This is a genomic window from Kluyvera ascorbata, assembly GCF_023195735.1.
Classification (GTDB): Bacteria; Pseudomonadota; Gammaproteobacteria; order Enterobacterales; family Enterobacteriaceae; genus Kluyvera; species Kluyvera ascorbata.
Genome location: NZ_CP096201.1, coordinates 223,354 through 242,646, shown reverse-complemented (window position 1 = coordinate 242,646; position 19,293 = coordinate 223,354). Strand labels below are relative to the sequence as shown.

General features: G+C 54.7%; 14 protein-coding genes and 1 pseudogene. 3 read left to right on the top strand and 12 right to left on the bottom strand.

Annotation, left to right across the window (positions count from 1 at the left end):
• Positions 1 to 4: 4 nt before the first annotated feature.
• The 4 genes and pseudogenes from bcsB to bcsR form a co-directional block, all read right to left on the bottom strand.
• The gene (bcsB, locus tag MY052_RS01105; RefSeq protein ID WP_248538067.1) at positions 5 to 2,320 is read right to left on the bottom strand and encodes a cellulose biosynthesis cyclic di-GMP-binding regulatory protein BcsB; all 2,316 of its coding nucleotides are present in this window, start codon (positions 2,318 to 2,320) and stop codon (positions 5 to 7) included.
• Between the two features lie 13 nt (positions 2,321 to 2,333).
• Positions 2,334 to 4,953, bottom strand: a pseudogene (gene bcsA / locus MY052_RS01100) (UDP-forming cellulose synthase catalytic subunit).
• On the bottom strand, positions 4,950 to 5,702 hold the full coding sequence (bcsQ, locus tag MY052_RS01095; RefSeq protein ID WP_248538066.1) for a cellulose biosynthesis protein BcsQ: 753 nt from the start codon (positions 5,700 to 5,702) through the stop codon (positions 4,950 to 4,952). Before bcsQ ends, bcsA begins: the two are co-directional and overlap by 4 nt.
• Positions 5,703 to 5,712: 10 nt before the next feature.
• Positions 5,713 to 5,913: a cellulose biosynthesis protein BcsR gene (gene bcsR, locus MY052_RS01090; RefSeq protein ID WP_248538065.1), complete on the bottom strand. Its 201-nt coding sequence runs from the start codon at positions 5,911 to 5,913 to the stop codon at positions 5,713 to 5,715.
• Between the two features lie 299 nt (positions 5,914 to 6,212).
• Here bcsR and bcsE point away from each other — a divergent pair, with 299 nt between their 5' ends.
• From bcsE to bcsG, 3 genes are read left to right on the top strand one after another with little or no spacing between them, the layout of a single operon-like run.
• Positions 6,213 to 7,772 (top strand): cellulose biosynthesis protein BcsE, encoded by a 1,560-nt coding sequence (gene bcsE, locus MY052_RS01085; protein ID WP_035897098.1) that lies wholly within the window; start codon positions 6,213 to 6,215, stop codon positions 7,770 to 7,772.
• Positions 7,769 to 7,966, top strand: coding sequence for a cellulose biosynthesis protein BcsF (gene bcsF, locus MY052_RS01080; RefSeq protein ID WP_035897099.1), 198 nt, complete (start codon positions 7,769 to 7,771; stop codon positions 7,964 to 7,966). The genes bcsE and bcsF overlap by 4 nt, the downstream gene beginning before the upstream one ends.
• Positions 7,959 to 9,629 (top strand): cellulose biosynthesis protein BcsG, encoded by a 1,671-nt coding sequence (gene bcsG, locus MY052_RS01075; protein ID WP_248538064.1) that lies wholly within the window; start codon positions 7,959 to 7,961, stop codon positions 9,627 to 9,629. Before bcsF ends, bcsG begins: the two co-directional genes overlap by 8 nt.
• Positions 9,630 to 9,715: 86 nt before the next feature.
• On the opposite strand, the gene MY052_RS01070 is transcribed toward bcsG, so the two are convergent.
• The 8 genes from MY052_RS01070 to MY052_RS01035 all read right to left on the bottom strand — a co-directional run bounded on the left by MY052_RS01070 (position 9,716) and on the right by MY052_RS01035 (position 19,201).
• Positions 9,716 to 9,823, bottom strand: a complete 108-nt coding sequence (locus tag MY052_RS01070) for a type I toxin-antitoxin system toxin Ldr family protein (RefSeq protein ID WP_115073682.1) — start codon at positions 9,821 to 9,823, stop codon at positions 9,716 to 9,718.
• Positions 9,824 to 10,247: 424 nt separating this feature from the next.
• Positions 10,248 to 10,355 (bottom strand): type I toxin-antitoxin system toxin Ldr family protein, encoded by a 108-nt coding sequence (locus MY052_RS01065; protein ID WP_248538063.1) that lies wholly within the window; start codon positions 10,353 to 10,355, stop codon positions 10,248 to 10,250.
• A 398-nt stretch (positions 10,356 to 10,753) separates the two neighbouring features.
• Positions 10,754 to 11,764, bottom strand: a complete 1,011-nt coding sequence (gene dppF / locus MY052_RS01060; protein ID WP_123650937.1) for a dipeptide ABC transporter ATP-binding subunit DppF — start codon at positions 11,762 to 11,764, stop codon at positions 10,754 to 10,756.
• Positions 11,761 to 12,744 (bottom strand): dipeptide ABC transporter ATP-binding protein, encoded by a 984-nt coding sequence (dppD, locus tag MY052_RS01055; protein WP_202217008.1) that lies wholly within the window; start codon positions 12,742 to 12,744, stop codon positions 11,761 to 11,763. The genes dppF and dppD overlap by 4 nt, the downstream gene beginning before the upstream one ends.
• Before the next feature lie 10 nt (positions 12,745 to 12,754).
• Positions 12,755 to 13,657: a dipeptide ABC transporter permease DppC gene (gene dppC, locus MY052_RS01050; protein WP_035893087.1), complete on the bottom strand. Its 903-nt coding sequence runs from the start codon at positions 13,655 to 13,657 to the stop codon at positions 12,755 to 12,757.
• A gap of 9 nt (positions 13,658 to 13,666) precedes the next feature.
• Entirely contained in the window at positions 13,667 to 14,686 is a 1,020-nt protein-coding gene (gene dppB / locus MY052_RS01045) for a dipeptide ABC transporter permease DppB (protein ID WP_035893089.1), read from the bottom strand.
• Positions 14,687 to 14,846: 160 nt separating this feature from the next.
• Positions 14,847 to 16,454: a dipeptide ABC transporter periplasmic-binding protein DppA gene (dppA, locus tag MY052_RS01040; RefSeq protein ID WP_035893091.1), complete on the bottom strand. Its 1,608-nt coding sequence runs from the start codon at positions 16,452 to 16,454 to the stop codon at positions 14,847 to 14,849.
• A 779-nt stretch (positions 16,455 to 17,233) separates the two neighbouring features.
• A complete protein-coding gene (locus MY052_RS01035) occupies positions 17,234 to 19,201 on the bottom strand; it encodes an AlbA family DNA-binding domain-containing protein (protein WP_202217007.1) in 1,968 nt (655 codons plus the stop codon).
• Between the last annotated feature and the right edge of the window lie 92 nt (positions 19,202 to 19,293).

Here is a 19,293-nt window from a genome sequence, read left to right as displayed (position 1 = left end):
CGGCTTACTCGTCTTCCGGGTTCAGACGACGACGGCTGATGATACGCAGCAGACGCCACAGTACCCAAGCCAGCAGCACGATGCTAATTGCCGCAAAGATGGCCAGCAGCACCGGGTGGTTAGAGAGTGCAAACCACACGCGCTCGAACCACGGCAGGTGCCCAACATAGTAAATATCGCCTACGCGCAGGCTGTTCACGCCGGACTCACGAATCACCGACACCGAACCAAACATCGCCGCACGTTTACCGCTATCGTTCAACGCGTTGTTCAGCAGGTCATATCCGCTGGCGCTGTCGGCAAGCAGCGCCACCACGCTACGCTGTTTGAAATACGGTGATTCAAAGCCAACCACGGCAGCCATTGGGCCAGAAGAGGTGATCCCAGCCTGTACGCTAGGCTGACGATCGTCGGTATCCAGATAGATGCTCGGCAGGTCGTTATGGCGCATCGGCGTTTTCACCCAGCTCTGGGTCGCATCCACCAGCAGGTCAATTTGCTTGTCGTTCTTGAGTTGTTGTGGAATAGAGCCAATCAACAGCAGATCAGCGTCTTTGTCCTGAATCTTGCTACCGTCATCGACGATGGTCATGTTCGACCCGGCCAGACCGGTCTGGCCGCCAATCACGCCCACGGTATTCAGCAGCGTGCTCACCTGTGCTTCAGACGGCTGCTTCGGCATGACGATAACCGTGTCAGAGAGGTCTGCCATACGGGTGAACGGGAAGCCTGCATTGGCGAACGTACGCAGGTCCGGCATCGGCAGGAAGTGATAGTAGTGCGAGAAGTCGATAGTGGAATCGTCGCCAATCACCACGTGGTTCTGTACCGGCTGGAAGGTCACACAGTTATCCACCGAGCCACCAGGCATCGGGTTCATATACTGGAAGTCGAAGCGCAACTGGTTCATCGCACCAAGACGCAGCGCCGGGATGCTGACGTCATTCTTACCGTCCAGCAGGCCTTGCAGCACCGGCAGACGCATCATCAACTTGTTCACATCCTGCGTGCTGTTCAGGCTAAACGACTGCAGGAACTGGTTGTTCAGACTGATATCCATCCGTGAGCTGTCCTTCACCGACGGCATGGTGTAACGGTATTTCAGATCCATGTCGATGCCGGTGCTGCGCAGCAGATAGAGATCCGGCGGCAGGTTCAGCGACAGGTTGATAGAGGCCGGTTCCAGCCCAGTGGACTGTAGCTGCTGTTCGTACGTTTTCAGCTCACCGAAGGTGACCGGACGGTCGGTACGCACCCAGTTTGGAGCGTCGTACGGCGCACGGGCCAGCAGCGGTTTAACTTCATCCACCGTCACGCTGTCGCCACGGAACAGAATATTACCGGCCGCAATGCCCTGAGCGGCCTTCAGCAGGTCGTTATCGTCACGACCAAAGACCACCAGCAGCTTCATGTACGGGTTGTTAGGATGGTCGATCATTTCGATCGTCGGTGCTTTCACCGCCGGGTGATCGCGCAGGAAGTCAGGACGACTTCCGTTAGTGGCAAAGACGATAGCGTTACTTTCCGGCAAGGTGTTAAACATCACCGGGAAAGTCTGGCCGCGCCAGCCGGCCTTCGCGCCAAACCACGAAGCGACGATACCGGCCGCCTGCTGCTGTGGTAGATCAGGAGAGCCGGCAAAGACCATCGGCAGATTCAGCGCGCGGTTATCGCGGGCGTCAAAGAACGGCACCGGGAAATGCGACAGGTCGTTACGTACCTTCAGCGACTGGTAGGTTAAATCCAGCGAGCTGTTACGCGCCACGTCCAGCCAGACGGTGGTGTTCGCCGGGTTTTCGCAGACGTCGCGGTAGTGGCCAATAAACTCAAGGCGCACACGGTTAAAATCGGTGATATAGAGCGGATCGATTGGGATCTGCGTCGAAACCTTTTTACCCAACTGCTCTTTGGTAACCGGCAGCACGCCCATCAGCTCATCGTTAAGATAAACCTTCAGCTGAGAGACGGTCGGCAGTAATGATGGAGACAGCGTGTAGGTCAGATTCAGCAGCGCCTTCGACACCACTTCGTCGCTGCGCATGCCGAACTCGATGCCACCGTCAGGATTCGCTCCGCGCAGAACCATGCTACCCGGCGGCGGCGCAATCTGGGCAAAAGAAAGCTTTACGTCGCGAGATGGCGCATCTTCCACCACCACCGGCGACGTGGTTGCCGCATCGGCAGGGGCAGGAGCCGCTGCGTTGTCCTGAACAGTCGGCGTTACGGCCACCTCTGTTGTCGGTTCTGAATGCGTCGTGAGCGGCAGTAAACTGCCCATGCCCACCGCCACTGCACAAATCCAGGAAAGTTTTCTTTTCATTGGTTCATCATCATTATTGTTGAGCCATAGCCGATAGCGGATGCTCGATTACCGCCTCACGTTCTGGACGGCGCGGAATGAACGAAGCCACCCACGCCACCAGCGAGGTGAGCGACCGGAAAATCTCTTTTGCCACCGGTGGCGCGAATTCGGCCAGGTGACGATAACCACGGAATCCCAGCTTCAGAATATCCATCAGGCTTTCCAGTGGTTTATCTTCCGGGAAGCTGTCCTGCCAGAGCGCCCACGTATCCGCACGCGCAAACGTACACTGTACAAAATCGATATGCTGACGGGTGCTCATCGGCAGCAGCTTGAGACCCACTTCGCTGCCCAGTACGCGCACCACCTGCGTCGGGAAGACATACTCCTGCTGGCCGCGTTTGAGCAGCAGGTTGACCTTCTGCTCTTCCAGCACCTGGGCGTCACCGTTGATACGAATACCCACGCCGCCGTCAGAGAAGTCATGCACCGTACAGGAGAAGAGGTGACCGTCTTCACGGGAAATCGCCCCCGGCATTTTGATTTCAACGCGATGCGAACGACGCACCTGTTTACTTTCCACCGACACCGCCACCGCGCCGCCGAGGATAATCAGGTTATAGAACACCCACACCAGGCTTATCCACACGGTCAGCGTTTCATCCGCCGGGCCGTACAGGTAGCGCCAGATACCAAATGCCACACCCACCAGGTTCAGCAGCACGAGGAAGATATACGGGCGCGAGATAACCCAGTCGACGTATTCCTCTTCCACCAGCCCGCCTTTCGCGGTGACGTTGAATTTACCTTTGTGCGGGTTAAACAGCGCCACCATCGTCGGCGGCGCGATGTACCACGCAAGTACCGTTTCATAGATTTCACTCCAGAAGGAGTGGCGGTATTTGCCCTGAATTTTCGAGTTGGTCAGGCTGGCGTGAATCATGTGCGGCAGGACGAACAGCGCAATCATCAGCGCCGGGGCATAGATGATGTAGGCATGCAGCAGCAGGAAGGCCAGCGGCGCTGGTGAGGAAGATAAGCCGCGGCACGCCCGACAAGAAGTGGAACATAGCGTTGAGGTAACACAGCCGCTGCGGTAGCTTCAGCCCTTTACCAAACAAGGGGTTATCCATACGGAATATCTGCACCATGCCGCGCGCCCAGCGAATACGCTGGCCAATATGCGCCGACAGACTCTCCGTCGCCAGCCCCGCCGCCTGCGGCAAACGCATGTAAGCAGAGGTGTAGCCACGACGGTGCAGACGCAGCGAGGTATGCGCATCTTCGGTCACGGTTTCCACGGCGATACCGCCAATTTCATCCAGCGGTTTACGGCGAATCACGGCGCAGGAGCCGCAGAAGAAGGTCGCATCCCACATGTCGTTACCGTCCTGCACCAGCCCGTAGAACAGCGTGCCTTCGTTCGGCGTTTTACGGAAACGGCCCAGGTTACGTTCAAACGGGTCAGGCGAGAAGAAGTGGTGCGGCGTTTGCATCATCGCCAGCTTCTTATCCTTCAGGAACCAGCCCATGGTCATCTGCAGGAACGAGCGCGTCGGCACGTGGTCGCAGTCGAAAATCGACACGAACTCGCCTTTGGCATACTTCAGCGCGTTGTTGATGTTCCCCGCTTTTGCATGTTCATGCGTGGTACGCGCTATGTAGTGAACGCCCACATCTTTGGCGAACTGCTTAAACTCTTCGCGGGCGCCGTCATCGAGGATCCAGATTTCAATCTTATCTTTTGGCCAGTCGATGCCGAGCGACGCATAAACGGTGTTTTTCACCACGTTCAGGTCTTCGTTATAGGTCGGCACGAAGATATCAACCGAAGGCCATTCGTTCATGTCCTTTGGCAGCGGCACCGGGTGGCGGTTCAGCGGCCAGACGACCTGGAAATAGCCCAGCACCAGCACAATCCAGGCATAGGTTTCGGCAAACAGTAGGATCAGACCACACACCAGGCTGACCGGATCATTCCAGTTGAGCGTTGAGGTATAGCGCCACCAGATGTAGCGGCAGGAAACCGTCAGCGAAAGCACAATCAGCATCAGCGCCGAGAAGCGCCCCGGGATGCGTCGCACCAGTAGCGCCACACCCCACAGTAGCAGCAGGAAGATAAACTGTGAGAGCGGGTTAAATGGCTGAGTAATACAGACCAGCGCCAGCATCAGCGACAGCGTGACCACGACACCAAGAATCAGGCGGCGCAGCTTTGGATTCAGGTGCGCCAGCTCTTTTTTGGCATCGAGATGACCGGTTTGCGCGCGCATCCGATTCGGCAGTTCCTCTGCCCAGCGATTGTAACGCTCACGTATCAGGTCAATGCCTGCCAGCGCTTTCCACGGGCGCGTGCTGCGCTGTTCTGATGGTTTGGTGGCAATGAGCCAGACCGCCTGTAGCGCGAAACGCAATGGATCAAGCGGACGCGGCCGGGAAAAATTAATATGCGGGAACAGTTCATCCTGACGGGCACTTAGTGCCTGCCAGCGGGGATTCTCCAGCGGCAGAAAGAGCCACGCCAGCCCCACCCACAGGCAGGTTAAGGTCGCGGAAAGCCAGGATGAGCCCGCCTGTCGATAGCCGAGATAGCGCTCGCGCAGTCGCGCATAAACCGGCGGCACGAATATCCAGCTGCCGAGGCGAATCATGCTTCGCGCTCCGTTACCGGGCGAAGCCCCGCGTAGTGCATCAGGCACCAGTTCGCGAGAGTGATCATCTCTTCAGCTGCGAGGGAATCATGGCGATATTCGCCCAGCGGCTGCTTGCTGGCCAGGCTTTCGGCCATCGCTTCATCGAGGTGAATGACCACCGGAAGCAGACGTCGCTGGGTTTGCAGCCAGACCTGGTAAAGGTCTTCCTGCAACGGGCTACTCATGCGTAACCCATTGATCAAAAGATGCGTGTTGGCAGGCTGAGGTTGTTGATGCAGGCGAATGTGGCAGTTAGCATCCGGTTTAAGAATCGTTAGCGTAAAGTGGCAGGCTTCGACAAGCGATGCGGTCCAGGGATAAAAGCCGTGGGGAAGATCCAGCAGAATCCACTGGTAGTGGCCTTCGCGCTCCAGCGTTTGCACCAGAGAAACTATCATCGATAGCGTATCACTCAGGGCTCCGGTATGTTCCAGCTCACCCGGTTGCAGCTGACCGAATGGCAGAACATCAATCAGCGAAGTGTAACGCAAACCGGCGTCGCGCCAGTCCTGACCGTCCAGCGCTGCTCGCGCCCAACCGCTTTGACGACCAATTTCATCGTTGAATGATAGACGTAGCATATTGTCAGGACACGCATCGATGACCAGCACCGACTCCCCGAGCAGCTGTAATGACCACGCTAATGCCGCCGTGATAGACGTTGTACCTACGCCGCCACGTACGCCCTGCAATCCCAGAATAGCCATTATGGCTTCCTTATTTTTGTTCGGCTTTTTGTTCTGCAAACTCTGCCAGCAGAGGCCAGCGCTTAAACGCCGTGGCTAATTTCTCACGCTGGGAAATATCAGTGTAATCTATATTGGGAAGAGAGAAAGCTCGACTTAAAGCGATAAAATCATTCTGAAAAGTGTAGCCAAGTTGAGAATCAACTGATGTCGCCGGTTCATTATCTGACATTTTTTTCTCCCTCTGAATTCAAAGTACGAATGCACCCATCACTTGAAGGGCAACCTTTCCATGAAATTCGTTTATACTCGTCATACTTCAGATTGTAGGCGAGTGATTCAGAACTTACTCACATCAACTACATAGTTATGCAGATTTCAGGGGATTTATTCTCTTATCACCTGATGTTCACTCTAATAATGAAGAGTATACATGCTAAATCTGATGCTATTTAATTTCAATATTAGGTTTATTCTAGCGCTTACACTAGTAAACTTAAACGCAGGATTATCGTCGATAAGAGGGACGCGATGAACCCCATATTTTCTATTGGTATCCAGTCACTTTGGGATGAAGTGAGCCATATGCCTGCGGGCGGCGTGTGGTGGATTAATACTGACCGTCATGAAGATGCCGTAAGCCTGCTCAACCAGACGCTCTCCGCGCAGCAGAATACGGCGAAAGTGGCGGTGGTGTGCATGGGCCAAAACCCCAATAACCTTATAGAATTAAAGGGAAACTCCGGTCCTGATAAAATATCGCTGTTTACCATGCCGGGTAGCGCAGATAGCCTATACTTTATGCGCCGCGACCTGCTGCGCACGCTTGAACCCAACGGTTATTTCGTCATTCTGTTATGCGCCCACAATGCCTGGGAAAATATTCCAGCTGATAAAATCCACGATTGGGTAAACAAGTCTCAAAAATGGGCTAAATACTATGGCTGCACGCTTCTGGTGCTCAGCCCCGGCAACAATGCCGATGCCCAAACTTCCGTTTTACTCGGCGAGTATCGCGCCCTTTCCGGCCTGGCAAGTTTACGTTACCAGGGCGATAGTCAACTATTCGATATATCTTACTGGTCTAATGAAAAAGGCGTTAGCGCCCGCCAACAGCTCTTAATTAAACAAAACGACAACGGCTGGCATTTAGCGCAAGAAGAGGTTGCAAACGTTCAGCCACGTAGTGACGAAAAAGAAGTGCTCAGCAACATCGTTATTCTTGAAGGTGCGCCCGCACTTTCTGAGCACTGGACTTTATTCGACACCAACGATGCCGTTTTTAATGCCGCACGTACCGCCCAGGCCGCAACCGTCATATTTTCGCTAAGCCAGAATAGCCAGATAGAGCAGCTTGCTCGATATATTCATACGCTGCGTCGACAGCGCGGCAGCGCATTAAAAATTGTTGTCCGAGAGACCACTCCTAGCCTGCGTGCCACCGATGAACGCCTGCTGTTGAGCTGCGGGGCCAACATCGTTATCTCCGCAAGCGCCCCCCTCTCACGTAGTCTGACCTTAATTGAAAGCGTTCAGTCGCAGCAGTTTAGTCGTCACGTACCGGAAGATTTAACGACGCTGCTGGCCAACACTGAGCCGCTGAAGCTCAAGGGCTACCAGAAGTGGGACGTATTCTGCGACGCGGTGCAAAAAGTCATCAACAACACGCTGCTGCCTGCGGACAGCAAAGGCGTGATGGTGGCGCTAAGACCCGCGCCGGGACTGCGCGTTGAGCAGGCGTTGACCCTGTGCCGTCCGCACCGTATGGGCGATATCGTGACCATTGCCGATCGCCGCCTGGTGCTGTTCCTCTCCTTCTGCCGCGTCAACGACCTCGACAAAGCCCTGAACCATATTTTCCCGCTGCCAACCGGGGATATATTCTCTAACCGCATGATTTGGTTCGAAGATAAGCAGATCGCCGCAGAACTGGTTGATATGCGCGACGTGAAGCAGGAGCTCTGGACGCAGCCGCTGCGGATCTCGCCGAAGCCAAAAAACGTGATTAACGCGACCTACGAAGATAACAGCTGGCGCCGCTATCCCGAACCGTGCCGCCTGTCTACAGATGCCAAAGGAACATCATCATGATGTCGATAAGCGATATTATTCAACTCGTGATCCTCTGCGCGCTGATCTTTTTCCCGCTGGGTTACCTGGCGCGTCATTATCAGCGCCGTATTGAGAACACGTTCCGCTTGATGTTTCTAAAACCTCGCTATGTTAAACCCGTCGGCGTATTGCGCCGGGATCTGGCCGTCAGGGCAAAATCAAAAAATGACTAAATCGACGAAAAAAGACGCCGCTACCCCTTCACCGCTTTGGCACTACTGGCGGGGCCTGTCTGGCTGGAACCTCTATTTCCTGGTCAAGTTTGGCCTGCTGTGGGCGGGATACCTTAATTTCCATCCGATGATGAACCTCGTTTTCATGGCGTTCCTGATTTTCCCTCTGCCGAACAGCCGACTGCACCGCTGGCGCAACTGGATTGCCATTCCACTCGGCTTTGCGCTGTTCTGGCACGATACCTGGCTGCCAGGCCCGGAAAGCATTATGAGCCAGGGTTCGCAGATTGCGGGCTTTAGCGCTGACTATATCTGGGATCTGGTCACCCGCTTTATTAACTGGCAGATGGTCGGTGCCTTCTTTGTCCTCGTGGTCGCCTGGCTGTTCTTAAACCAGTGGATTCGTATTACCGTTTTTGTCGTCGCCGCGATGATATGGGTTAACATCAGCCCACTGCTCCCTTCTATTAACCTGTGGCCTACTGGGCAGGCAACTAACGCTACCGCTGCTACCACCACGGCCCCTGCCGCGGCGGCAGGTAGCGCAGCAGCAAGCGGTGATACCCCCGCACAGACCGCTGCACCAACGTCAGATAACCTGAACGCCTGGCTGAACAGCTTCTATGCTTCTGAAAGCAAACGGACCACCACCTTCCCGGCACAACTGCCGGAAGATGCTCAGCCATTTGATCTGCTGGTTATCAACATCTGTTCGCTGGCTAACTCCGATGTGGAGGCCGCGGGTCTGATGCAGCATCCGCTGTGGTCACACTTTGATATTCGCTTTAGCAACTTCAACTCCGCCACCTCATACAGCGGCCCAGCGGCGATTCGTCTGCTGCGTGCAAGCTGCGGTCAGCCGTCGCACACCAACCTGTATCAGCCAGCGGGCAACCAGTGCTACCTGTTTGATAACCTGGCGAAGCTGGGCTTCACCCAGCACCTGATGCTGGACCACAACGGTGTGTTCGGTGATTTCCTCAAAGAAGTGCGTGAAAATGGCGGTATGCAAAGCCCACTGATGGACCAGAGCAAGCTGCCGGTTAACCTGCTCTCCTTCGATGGTTCACCGGTGTATGACGATCTGGCGGTACTCGACCGCTGGTTACAATCACCGGATATGCCTGCCGGTGGACGCTCCGCGACCTTCTACAATATTCTCCCACTACATGACGGTAACCATTATCAGGGGCAGAGCAAAACGGCGGACTATAAGACCCGAGCGCAGAAGTTGTTTGATGAACTGGACGATTTCTTTACCGAACTCGAGAAGTCGGGGCGTAGAGTGATGGTCATCGTGGTGCCGGAACACGGCGCGGCGCTGCAGGGCGATAAAATGCAGGTTTCTGGCTTGCGCGACATCCCAAGCCCGTCGATTACCCACGTACCGGCTGCGATTAAATTCTTCGGTATGAAAGCACCGCATCAGGGGGCCGCTATCGATATTAATCAGCCAAGCAGCTACCTGGCGGTTTCCGAACTGGTTGCCCGCGCGGTAGACGGTAAAATCTTCACCGAAGATAGCGTCGACTGGTCGGCCTTTACCGGCAACCTGCCGCAGACCGCCGCGGTGTCAGAGAACTCTAACGCCGTCGTCGTTCAGTATCAGGGTAAACCATACGTTCGCCTGAACGGCGGTTCCTGGGTGCCGTACCCACAGTAAAACGAAAAAGGCCGCAGGGTTTTACCCCTGCGGCCCGGTTCGGGCGCATACTGCCACTGCGGCGGACAAACGCCCGTCAGTTGACGTTATTTCCGGTTACGCCACCAGCTCAGAATCGCGCTGGTGATAATTCCCACCGCAATCGGAGCTGCCAGATCGTGCCAGAAAAGCACGCCAAGCTCTGCGAGCGTCATGTAGCCGCCTTGGTTGCAATAGCAACAGTTCGCGGCTATCCTTTGTTTGCGAGTCAAAGAATGGCCCCCGTTATGTTGCTGGTTTATACCAAACAACGTGCGGGGGTTTTCTCTTTCCAGCAACTTATGCCGCCGGGGATCAAGCCCCCGCAACATTGCGCCTCACCGGGAAACCCGGCTTGCCGACGATACTACTGCAATCAGCCCTTCAACTCGCCGTCTCCACCCCATTTTCAGAATAGCACCCGACCTGCCCGTAGCCCGGCCGAGCGCAGCGACGCCGGGATGAGTACCGAGCAGCCCCGGGGTCGGCGTAAACGCCTCGCCCGGGCTACCAATACAAAAAAGGCCGCAGGGTTTTACCCCTGCGGCCCGGTTCGGGCGCATGCTGCCACTGCGGCGGACAAACGCCCGTCAGTTGACGTTATTTCCGGTTACGCCACCAGCTCAGAATCACGCTGGTGATAATTCCCACCGCAATCGGAGCTGCCAGATCGTGCCAGAAAAGCACGCCAAGCTCTGCGAGCGTCATGTAGCCGCCTTGGTTGCAATAGCAACAGTTCGCGGCTATTCTCTTGATGTCTGGTCAAGTGATAGCCCCCGTTATGTTGCTGGTTTATACCAAACAACGTGCGGGGGTTTTCTCTTTCCAGCAACCGATGCCGCCGGGGATCAAGCCCCCGCAACATTGCGCCTCACCGGGAAACCCGGCTTGCCGACGATACTACTGCAATCAGCCCTTCAACTCGCCGTCTCTACCCCATTTTCAGAATAGCACCCGACCTACCCGTAGGCCGGCCGAGCGCAGCGACGCCGGGATGAGTACCGAGTAGCCCCGGGGTCGGCGTAAACGCCTCGCCCGGGCTACAGGGACAAAAAAAGCCGCAGGGTTTTATCCCTGCGGCTCTGCTATCTCGGATGAGTATCGGGCTACGCCGTTTTTTCTGGATTCTCATCCTGATCGACTGCGAAACACGCCACCAGCTGGCCACCATACTCTTTCAGCTGCGGTTGCAGCTGCGTGCACTGGCCAAAGCGGCGGCGGCAGCGGGCGTTGAACGCACAGCCCGGCGGTGGATTCAGCGGGCTTGGTAGCTCGCCGGTCAGTTTGATACGCTCGCGGCGGTCGTCCGGGTTCAGACGTGGGGTCGCGGAGAGCAGCGCCTGGGTGTACGGATGGCGAGGATTGTTGAAGATCTGGTCCTTCGTCCCCTTCTCCACGCAGCGCCCCAGATACATCACCATCACTTCATCGGCAATGTGTTCTACGACTGACAGGTCGTGGGAGATAAAGACGTAGGACAGCCCCAACTCCTGCTGCAAATCCATCATCAGGTTCAGCACCTGCGCACGCACCGATACGTCGAGCGCGGAAACCGGTTCATCGGCAATCACCACGTCCGGGTCAAGCATCAGACCACGGGCAATAGCAATACGCTGGCGCTGGCCGCCGGAGAACATGTGCGGATAGCGGTCGTAGTGCTCGGTTTTCAGGCCCACTTTTGCCATCATCGCCAACGCTTTTTCACGGCGCTGCTCTTTGCTGAGCGAGGTATTAATCAACAGCGGTTCTTCCAGAATCTGCCCCACTTTTTTACGCGGGTTCAGAGAACCGTAAGGGTTCTGGAATACAATCTGGATTTTCTGTCGACGCAGTTTCTGCGCGTGTGGGTCGTGCTTGAGCAGATCCTGCCCCTGATAATAAAGCTCACCGCCGCTCGGCGTTTCGATCATCGTCAGCAGGCGACCCAGCGTCGATTTACCGCAGCCGGACTCCCCAACCACCGCCAGCGTTTTGCCGCGCTCCAGGGTAAATGATACGCCGTCCAGCGCTTTCACCAGGCGTTCCGGGGCAAACATCCCCTTCTTCACCGGGTAGTGTTTTTTCAGGTCAATTGCCTGCAGCAGCGGCTGCTGCGAGGTGGCCTCGTGCGTACTCATAGTGTGGGCCTCCCGGCATCATCGAGTGGGTAGTGACATTTCGACTGGCGAGCACCGTCAACGGTGTTCAGCTCAGGCTCTACGCTGCGGCATTTATCCGTCGCATACGGGCAACGCGGGTTCAGCAGGCAGCCGTTCGGGCGGTCGTATTTGCCCGGTACGACACCCGGCAGCGATGCCAGGCGCGCTTTATCCTGAGCAAACTCCGGCAGCGCACGCAGCAGAGCTTGGGTGTACGGGTGACGCGGGGCGCGGAAGATATCGCCCGCCGCGCCCGTCTCAACGACCTGGCCTGCGTACATCACGATGATTTTGTGCGCGGCTTCGGCTACCAGCGCCAGATCGTGAGTGATCAGGATCAGCGCCATGTTCTCTTTGCGCTGAAGCTCTAGCAGCAGTTCGATGATCTGCGCCTGAATGGTCACATCCAGCGCGGTAGTCGGTTCATCGGCAATCAGCAGCTTCGGACGACAGGCAATCGCCATGGCGATCATCACGCGCTGACTCATCCCACCGGAAAGCTGGTGCGGATACACGTCCAATCGCGAAGCCGGGTCCGGAATACCCACCTGGTTCAGCAGGTCGATGGCGCGCTGACGGCGCGTACTCTTGTTGCCGCCCTGGTGCACTTTAATCGCTTCCATAATCTGGAAGCCGACGGTGTAGCACGGGTTGAGGCTGGTCATCGGGTCCTGGAAGATCATCGCCACTTCGGCACCCACCAGATTGCGACGCTCTTTCTCAGAGATACGCTTCAGATCCTGACCGTTGAATTGCAGGCTTTCCGCCATCACACGGCCGGGATAATCAATCAGCCCCATAATCGCCAGCGAGCTAACGGATTTACCCGAACCAGATTCGCCGACGATGCCGACAACCTCGCCCTGATTTACGCTGTAGCTCACGCGGTCTACGGCTTTGAACGGTGTGCCTTCGTCGCCGAAGTGCACCGATAATTTATCTACATTTAATAACGCCATCTCGCTCCCCTTACTGCTTCAGTTTGGGATCGAGCGCGTCACGCAGACCGTCACCCATCAGGTTAAACGCCAGTACCGTCAGCAAAATTGCCAGCCCAGGGAAGGTCACGACCCACCAGGCGCTTTGCGCAAATTGCAGCACGTCAGAGAGCATGGTGCCCCACTCCGGCGTAGGCGGCTGTGCGCCCATCCCCAGGAAGCCGAGGGCAGCCATATCGAGAATGGCGTTAGAGAAACCGAGCGAGGCCTGAACAATCAGCGGCGCAAGGCAGTTTGGGAAAATGTTGACGAACATCTGGCGCATCGCCCCGGCACCCGCCACGCGAGAAGCGGTCACGTAGTCGCGGTTAACCTCCACCAGCACAGCGGCGCGGGTTAAACGGACGTAGTGCGGCAAGGCGACAAAGGTCAGCGCCAGCGCGGCGTTACCAATTGATGGGCCGAAGATAGCTACCAGCACCAGCGCCAGCAGCAGGCTCGGCAGTGCCAGCATGATGTCGACGACGCGCATAATGATGTTATCGACGAGGCCGCCGAAGTAGCCAGCAACCAGCCCCAGCACCACGCCCATAATCAGCGACAGCACAACCACCAGGCAGCCCACCAGCAGCGACAGACGCGCACCGTACATCAGACGGGACAGCACGTCGCGGCCCACGTCATCGGTACCAAACAGATGCGCCCATGTACCGCCTTCCTGCCACGCCGGTGGTGCCAGCAGCGTATCGCGGAACTGGTCTGCCGGGTTATACGGCGCGAGCCAGTTCGCGAAGATCGCGATAACCAGTACGATAACCACGTAAACCAAGCCGACAACCGCGCCTTTGTTACGCTTAAAGTAGTGCCAGAATTCCTGGAATGGGGTCATTGGCACCGGTGCGGACACCGTTTTGTTTTCAGTTACTTGTGTCATGATGGCCCCTTACTTCTTATGCCGAATACGCGGGTTCACCACGCCGTACAGCAGGTCAACCAGCAGGTTGACGAGAATAATCATCGTCGCGACCAGCAGCACCCCACCCTGCACCACCGGATAGTCACGGCGTTGCAGCGCGTCAATCAGCCAGCGGCCCAGACCCGGCCAGGAGAAGATGGTTTCCGTCAGAATTGCACCTGCCAGCAGCGTACCCACCTGCAGGCCGATAACAGTCACCACCGGCAGCATGGCGTTACGCAGGGCATGAACGATGATCACGCGCATGCGGGTTAAGCCCTTGGCACGCGCGGTACGGATATAGTCTTCGCCCAGCACTTCCAGCATGGAAGAACGGGTCATACGTACGATAACCGCCAGCGGAATAGTCCCGAGCACGATAGCAGGCAGAATCATGTGCGCCAGCGCATCGATAAAGTTGCCCGGGTCGCCCCAGATGGCGGTATCAATCAGCATAAAGCCGGTCAGCGGGTTGGAGTCATCAAGGAACACCATGTCGCTGACGCGTCCGGAGACCGGCGTCAGGTTCCAGTGCACCGAAACCAGCATGATCAGCATCATGCCCCACCAGAAAATCGGCATGGAGTAGCCGGTCAGCGCCAGGCCAACGGCGGTGTGATCGAAGATGGAACCGCGCTTAACCGCGGCCAGCACGCCCACCGGGATACCCACGGCGACGGCGAAAATCATGGCGCAGATACCGAGTTCCAGCGTCGCTTTAAAGCGCGGCACGAACTCATCCCACACCGGGAGTCGGCTTTTCAATGAAATGCCTAAGTCACCGTGCAATACGCCCCAGATATAGTGGAGGTACTGTTGCCACATCGGCTTATCCAGGCCGAGTTCGGCCAGAAGCTGGGCATGGCGCTCAGGGGAAATACCACGCTCGCCCGCCATAATCATCACCGGATCGCCGGGGATCATATGCACGAAGGCAAACGTGAGGAGGGTGATACCGATAAACGTCGGGATCACCAGACCCAATCGTTTGAGGATGAACTGCAACATAACCCTGATTCTCTCTAATGACGGCCCGCCTGGTCACAGGTCGTCTGTATTGCTCACAAATCTGCCGCCTTTCTTAAACGCGAGAGGCGCAGATACGGCGCAGCTTCCCACCCCAAGGGGGGCAGGAAGCGTTGCGCTGCCGGTTAAGGCATCGTCTTTATTATTCGATAGATACGTTGTCGAAGTGGTGCTTACCTAATGGATCAACCACATAGCCTTTGACTTCTTTACGCACCGGCTCGTATACGGTGGAGTGAGCGATGATCAGCGCTGGAGCCTGATCGTGCATCACCACCTGAGCCTGTTTGTACAGCTCAATGCGTTTGTTGTGGTCGTCGGTTGCACGTGCCGGTTGAATCAGATCTTCAAACGGCTTGTAGCACCAGCGAGAGTAGTTAGAACCGTCTTTTGCCGCCGCGCAGCTGAACAGCGTCGCGAAGAAGTTATCCGGATCCCCATTGTCGCCGGTCCAGCCCATCATGACCGCCTGGTGCTCGCCCGCTTTCGCGCGCTTGAGGTATTCGCCCCACTCGTAGGTCACGATTTTGGCCTGTACGCCGATTTTCGCCCAGTCAGCCTGAATCATCTCAGCCATACGGCGAGCGTTCGGGTTGTACGGACGCTGTACCGGCATCGCCCACAGCTCAACGGTGAAGCCTTTATCCTGGCCCGCTTCTTTCAGCAGCGCCTTAGCTTTTTCCGGATCGTAGCTGTAGTCTTTGACGTCGTCGTTATAGCCCCACATGGTTGGCGGGATCAGGTTCTTAGCAGCAACGCCTGCACCCTGATAAACGGCTTTGATGATCGCTTCTTTGTTGACCGCGTAGGTCAGCGCCTGACGTACTTTCACGTCATCAAACGGTTTTTTCTCGGTGTTGAAGGAGAGGTAGCCAACGTTCAGGCCTGCCTGTTCCATCAGGTTGATGTTCTTGTCTTCTTTCATGCGCGCGATGTCAGCCGGGTTCGGGTACGGCATGACCTGGCACTCGTTCTTCTGCAGCTTGGCGTAACGTACGGAAGCGTCAGGCGTGATGGAGAAGACCAGACGATCGATCTGCGGCTTGGTGCCCCAGTAGCCCGGGAACGCTTTGTACAGAATACGAGAGTCTTTCTGGTACTGAACCAGCTGGAATGGACCGGTACCAATTGGGTTCAGGTCAACTTTCTCCGGCGTGCCGGCTTTCAGCATGTTGTCAGCATATTCTTTTGACAGAATAGACGCGAAGTCCATCGCCAGGTCTGCCAGGAACGGCGCTTCTGGGCGAGTCAGCACGAACTGAACGGTATTATCGTCGACTTTTTTCACTTCGCTAATCAGGTCTTGCAGGCCCATGCCTTCAAAGTATTCATAGCTGCCGCCAGAGACTTTGTGGTACGGGTTCTGCGCGTTTTTCTGACGATCGAAGGAGAAGACGATATCGTCGGCGTTCACGTCACGCGTTGGTTTGAAGTCTTTATTGTCCTGCCACTTCACGCCCTGACGCAGGTGGAAGGTGTAGGTTTTGCCGTCCGGACTGATGTCCCATTTCTCAGCCAGACCCGGGACGATTTCCGTGGTACCAGTTTTGAATTCAACCAGACGGTTATAGATAGGTACGGAGCTGGCATCATAGGTAGTACCAGACGTAAAGAGCTGTGGGTTAAAGCCTTCCGGCGAGCCTTCTGAACAATAAACCAGGGTTTTTGCCTGTACGCTGGCTGCAACGGTCATGGCGACCAGGCTGAGACCCAGCTTCAGCATCCCTGACTTCTTCAAGGAAATACTCATTATTCTGCTCCAATGTGATTATGTGTTGTTTTTACCCTTTGCATTGGGTTACACCGCCTGACCTTATTTATTTTTGAACCGGCTGGGTCGATGCATTTAGAGGCGAGGGATTCCTTTCACTGGAACATCTGAGTTGCAGTGCGGATTCTCCATGAAATGCCCCTCATGCCCTACAATCTGTCAACAGAATGTGAAAACGTCAATACAGTTATCCGGGATTTGTATTGAAGGTGAGAATGGATGGGCAAAGATTAAAAAAACCCCGAAGCACTATTTTCAGCAGAGAAATTTATGCTATGGGCAAGAAGGCAGAGTAATCTACTTAATAATTTGCAACATTCAGCGATTAACAATTAGCCATTATGTGAAAAATTTATTTCGATATGATGATAATCTGAGCGATTAATGCCGCGAACGTTAAAACGCACAGCGGAAAATGCTGAGCTTAGCCATAAGCAGCGAAAAAAAAGATTCGTCTATGCATACGAAAATACAATGGAATATGTCACAAAATTGTGAACAGGCAGGGGAAGCGTTTGTGTTGGAACATCTGATGACTGACTCTCATCCTCGCCGATCTGCTTCATTTACTGTACGAAGCATTTAAAGGGGCTGAAGAACAAGAAATACGGCATGAAAAAATGCAAGAATAGTAACGTACTGCCAGCTAAGTTGAGCAGCGCTATTTGTTCACCTACGTTGTATTGAATCTGAAGGCAAAGGCTTTAAGGGGAGCGGCCTTTCCCGGTCATCCGCTCAGGAGCCTACTGGTAGTATGCCTAAGCGAGTGTATACCCTTGTCTTGGCGAATTAGGCTTGTTAGGAAATGCCAGCTTCAGTTGCTTTGAATCCACCATAGGTTTTAGGTAATTCTGGCGAATACTCTGCGACTTACGTCCTAACAATATTTCCATTACCGCGACAGATAAATAGTGCCCATCGCACAACTGGACAAGCAGTTCCTTCATCATCCCAGCTTCCAGCCGACGGTGCTCCCGCGATGGCGCAGCTAATGCTTCAAGTACATCCCGGAATCCATCGCTCAATGCGTCAAGATCATCAATAAACGGTTTATCTAGCAAGTGACTGATAAACCTACCGTATTCATCTCTTCCCTGATGACTATCTACTAAGTCAGGATCGCTATGCGTTAAGCTGATGTCACTATGCGTTAAGTTCTGTACGTTATGCGTTAAGTTCGATGTAGAGCTTAACGCATTAGCGAAGACTTCTTCCGGAGACGGTAACTCCATTCCAGGTAAGCTGTATGATTTATCTCGTTTTTCACCACTGGCGACAAGAAAGCCCTTATCCACTAACTTTGGAAATGCCAGGGTAACATCACGAGAATGTCTGCTTGTGAGCTGACAAGCTCTCTCGTGGTTTACCCAACCTTCTGTCGCCGCTGTGATAATGATCATTCGTTCGAGATCATCAAGCAGATGAAAACGTTGACCAAATAAATCATCAAGCAGTTCAGTAACCTCCTGTGATACAAGGCTTACCGTCGACAGCTCAAGCAGCGTTTGTTCGGAAGGCTCCGTTTTCTCATACAACTTTGGTGTGCGCCAGTTCGCCCATTTCCAACCACTCATTATTTTGGGCACACCAGAGCCTGCACGTTCACCTGCGCCAATCATTAAGAACATCTGGTGCATACGGCGGTTACGGCAGTCACTTTCCCCGCCCTTCACTGCAATTTCCGGCGGTATCCGCATCAGTCCAGGATTACGGAAGCCAAAAAGATCCGGCCTCCTGACCACTAAGATAGAGCTTCGGCCCGTGTAATCAGCATGCACCAGAGTATTAACAAGCGCCTCGCGGATAGCTTCATGAACTTTAGTTTCATCCAGCCGAATACCGTCCCGCAATTCAAAAGGAACCTTAAGGTCAGAAATGAGCTTTCGATATGTCCGGCGGTAAAAATCGAAAATATTGCCTGACCAGGAACCATCCGGATAGATGCGGTCGATCCAGCGAGAGTCAGGTTGCGTGTCATCCCGCTCACGATAATCGACAAAATAGTTTGGAACCGCATCCTGGATAGCATTCCAGGTACCAAACATCAGGATACCCGCAAGAGTGATACCTTCTTCCCCGCTCTGACGATTTTTTCGCCAGCCACCAATATTCCTGAATAAATCGATGATATCCAACTCCAGCCAGGGATGCTGGGGCTTCGCAACCGCAAAGAGGTTACGCCAGGCACGCAAACTGTCCTGATCGATATCGCTGAAATCAAACCCTGCCAGAATCCGATCATCACGACTATCCTCGACCTGTTCCGCGAGCATTCTTTTGATTTGCTCTTCAGAACAGTGGCAGTCCCCTTCGTGGCGACGGATGTATGTTTCCGTCATCGGCTGGTTGTGAAGATAGACCGGCTTTTGCTCACGTCTTGCTATGGGGATCTCAATGACAATAACCGCTTTATTATCAAGATTGATGATCTGTACCGATTGATCGCTCAGTAAATTGACATTTACTTTTTTCTTGTTGTTCGCAATATCAAACAGTTGCTTCATAACGGTAGCAATATCGCTGATCCCCTCAACGATAAAGTTCCCTTTCTTTTCTCTGACGCCCAGCACAACATAACCACCACGAGTATTCGCCATCGCGCTGTATGTTCGCCAGAAATCCTCCGGCAGTTTACCTTTACCATCCGCTCCCTGCGCCAGCTTGAACTCCAGTTCAACTGATTCAGAAAGTGTTTGTAAGTCCAGCAAATCACTGACAGGAAACATAATCGGGTCGGCACCTGTTTAATTTAACAATCCAGGAAGGGAAAAGGACAACCTGAGCAAATAGTTAATCGTATTATCAATACAAACGCCTG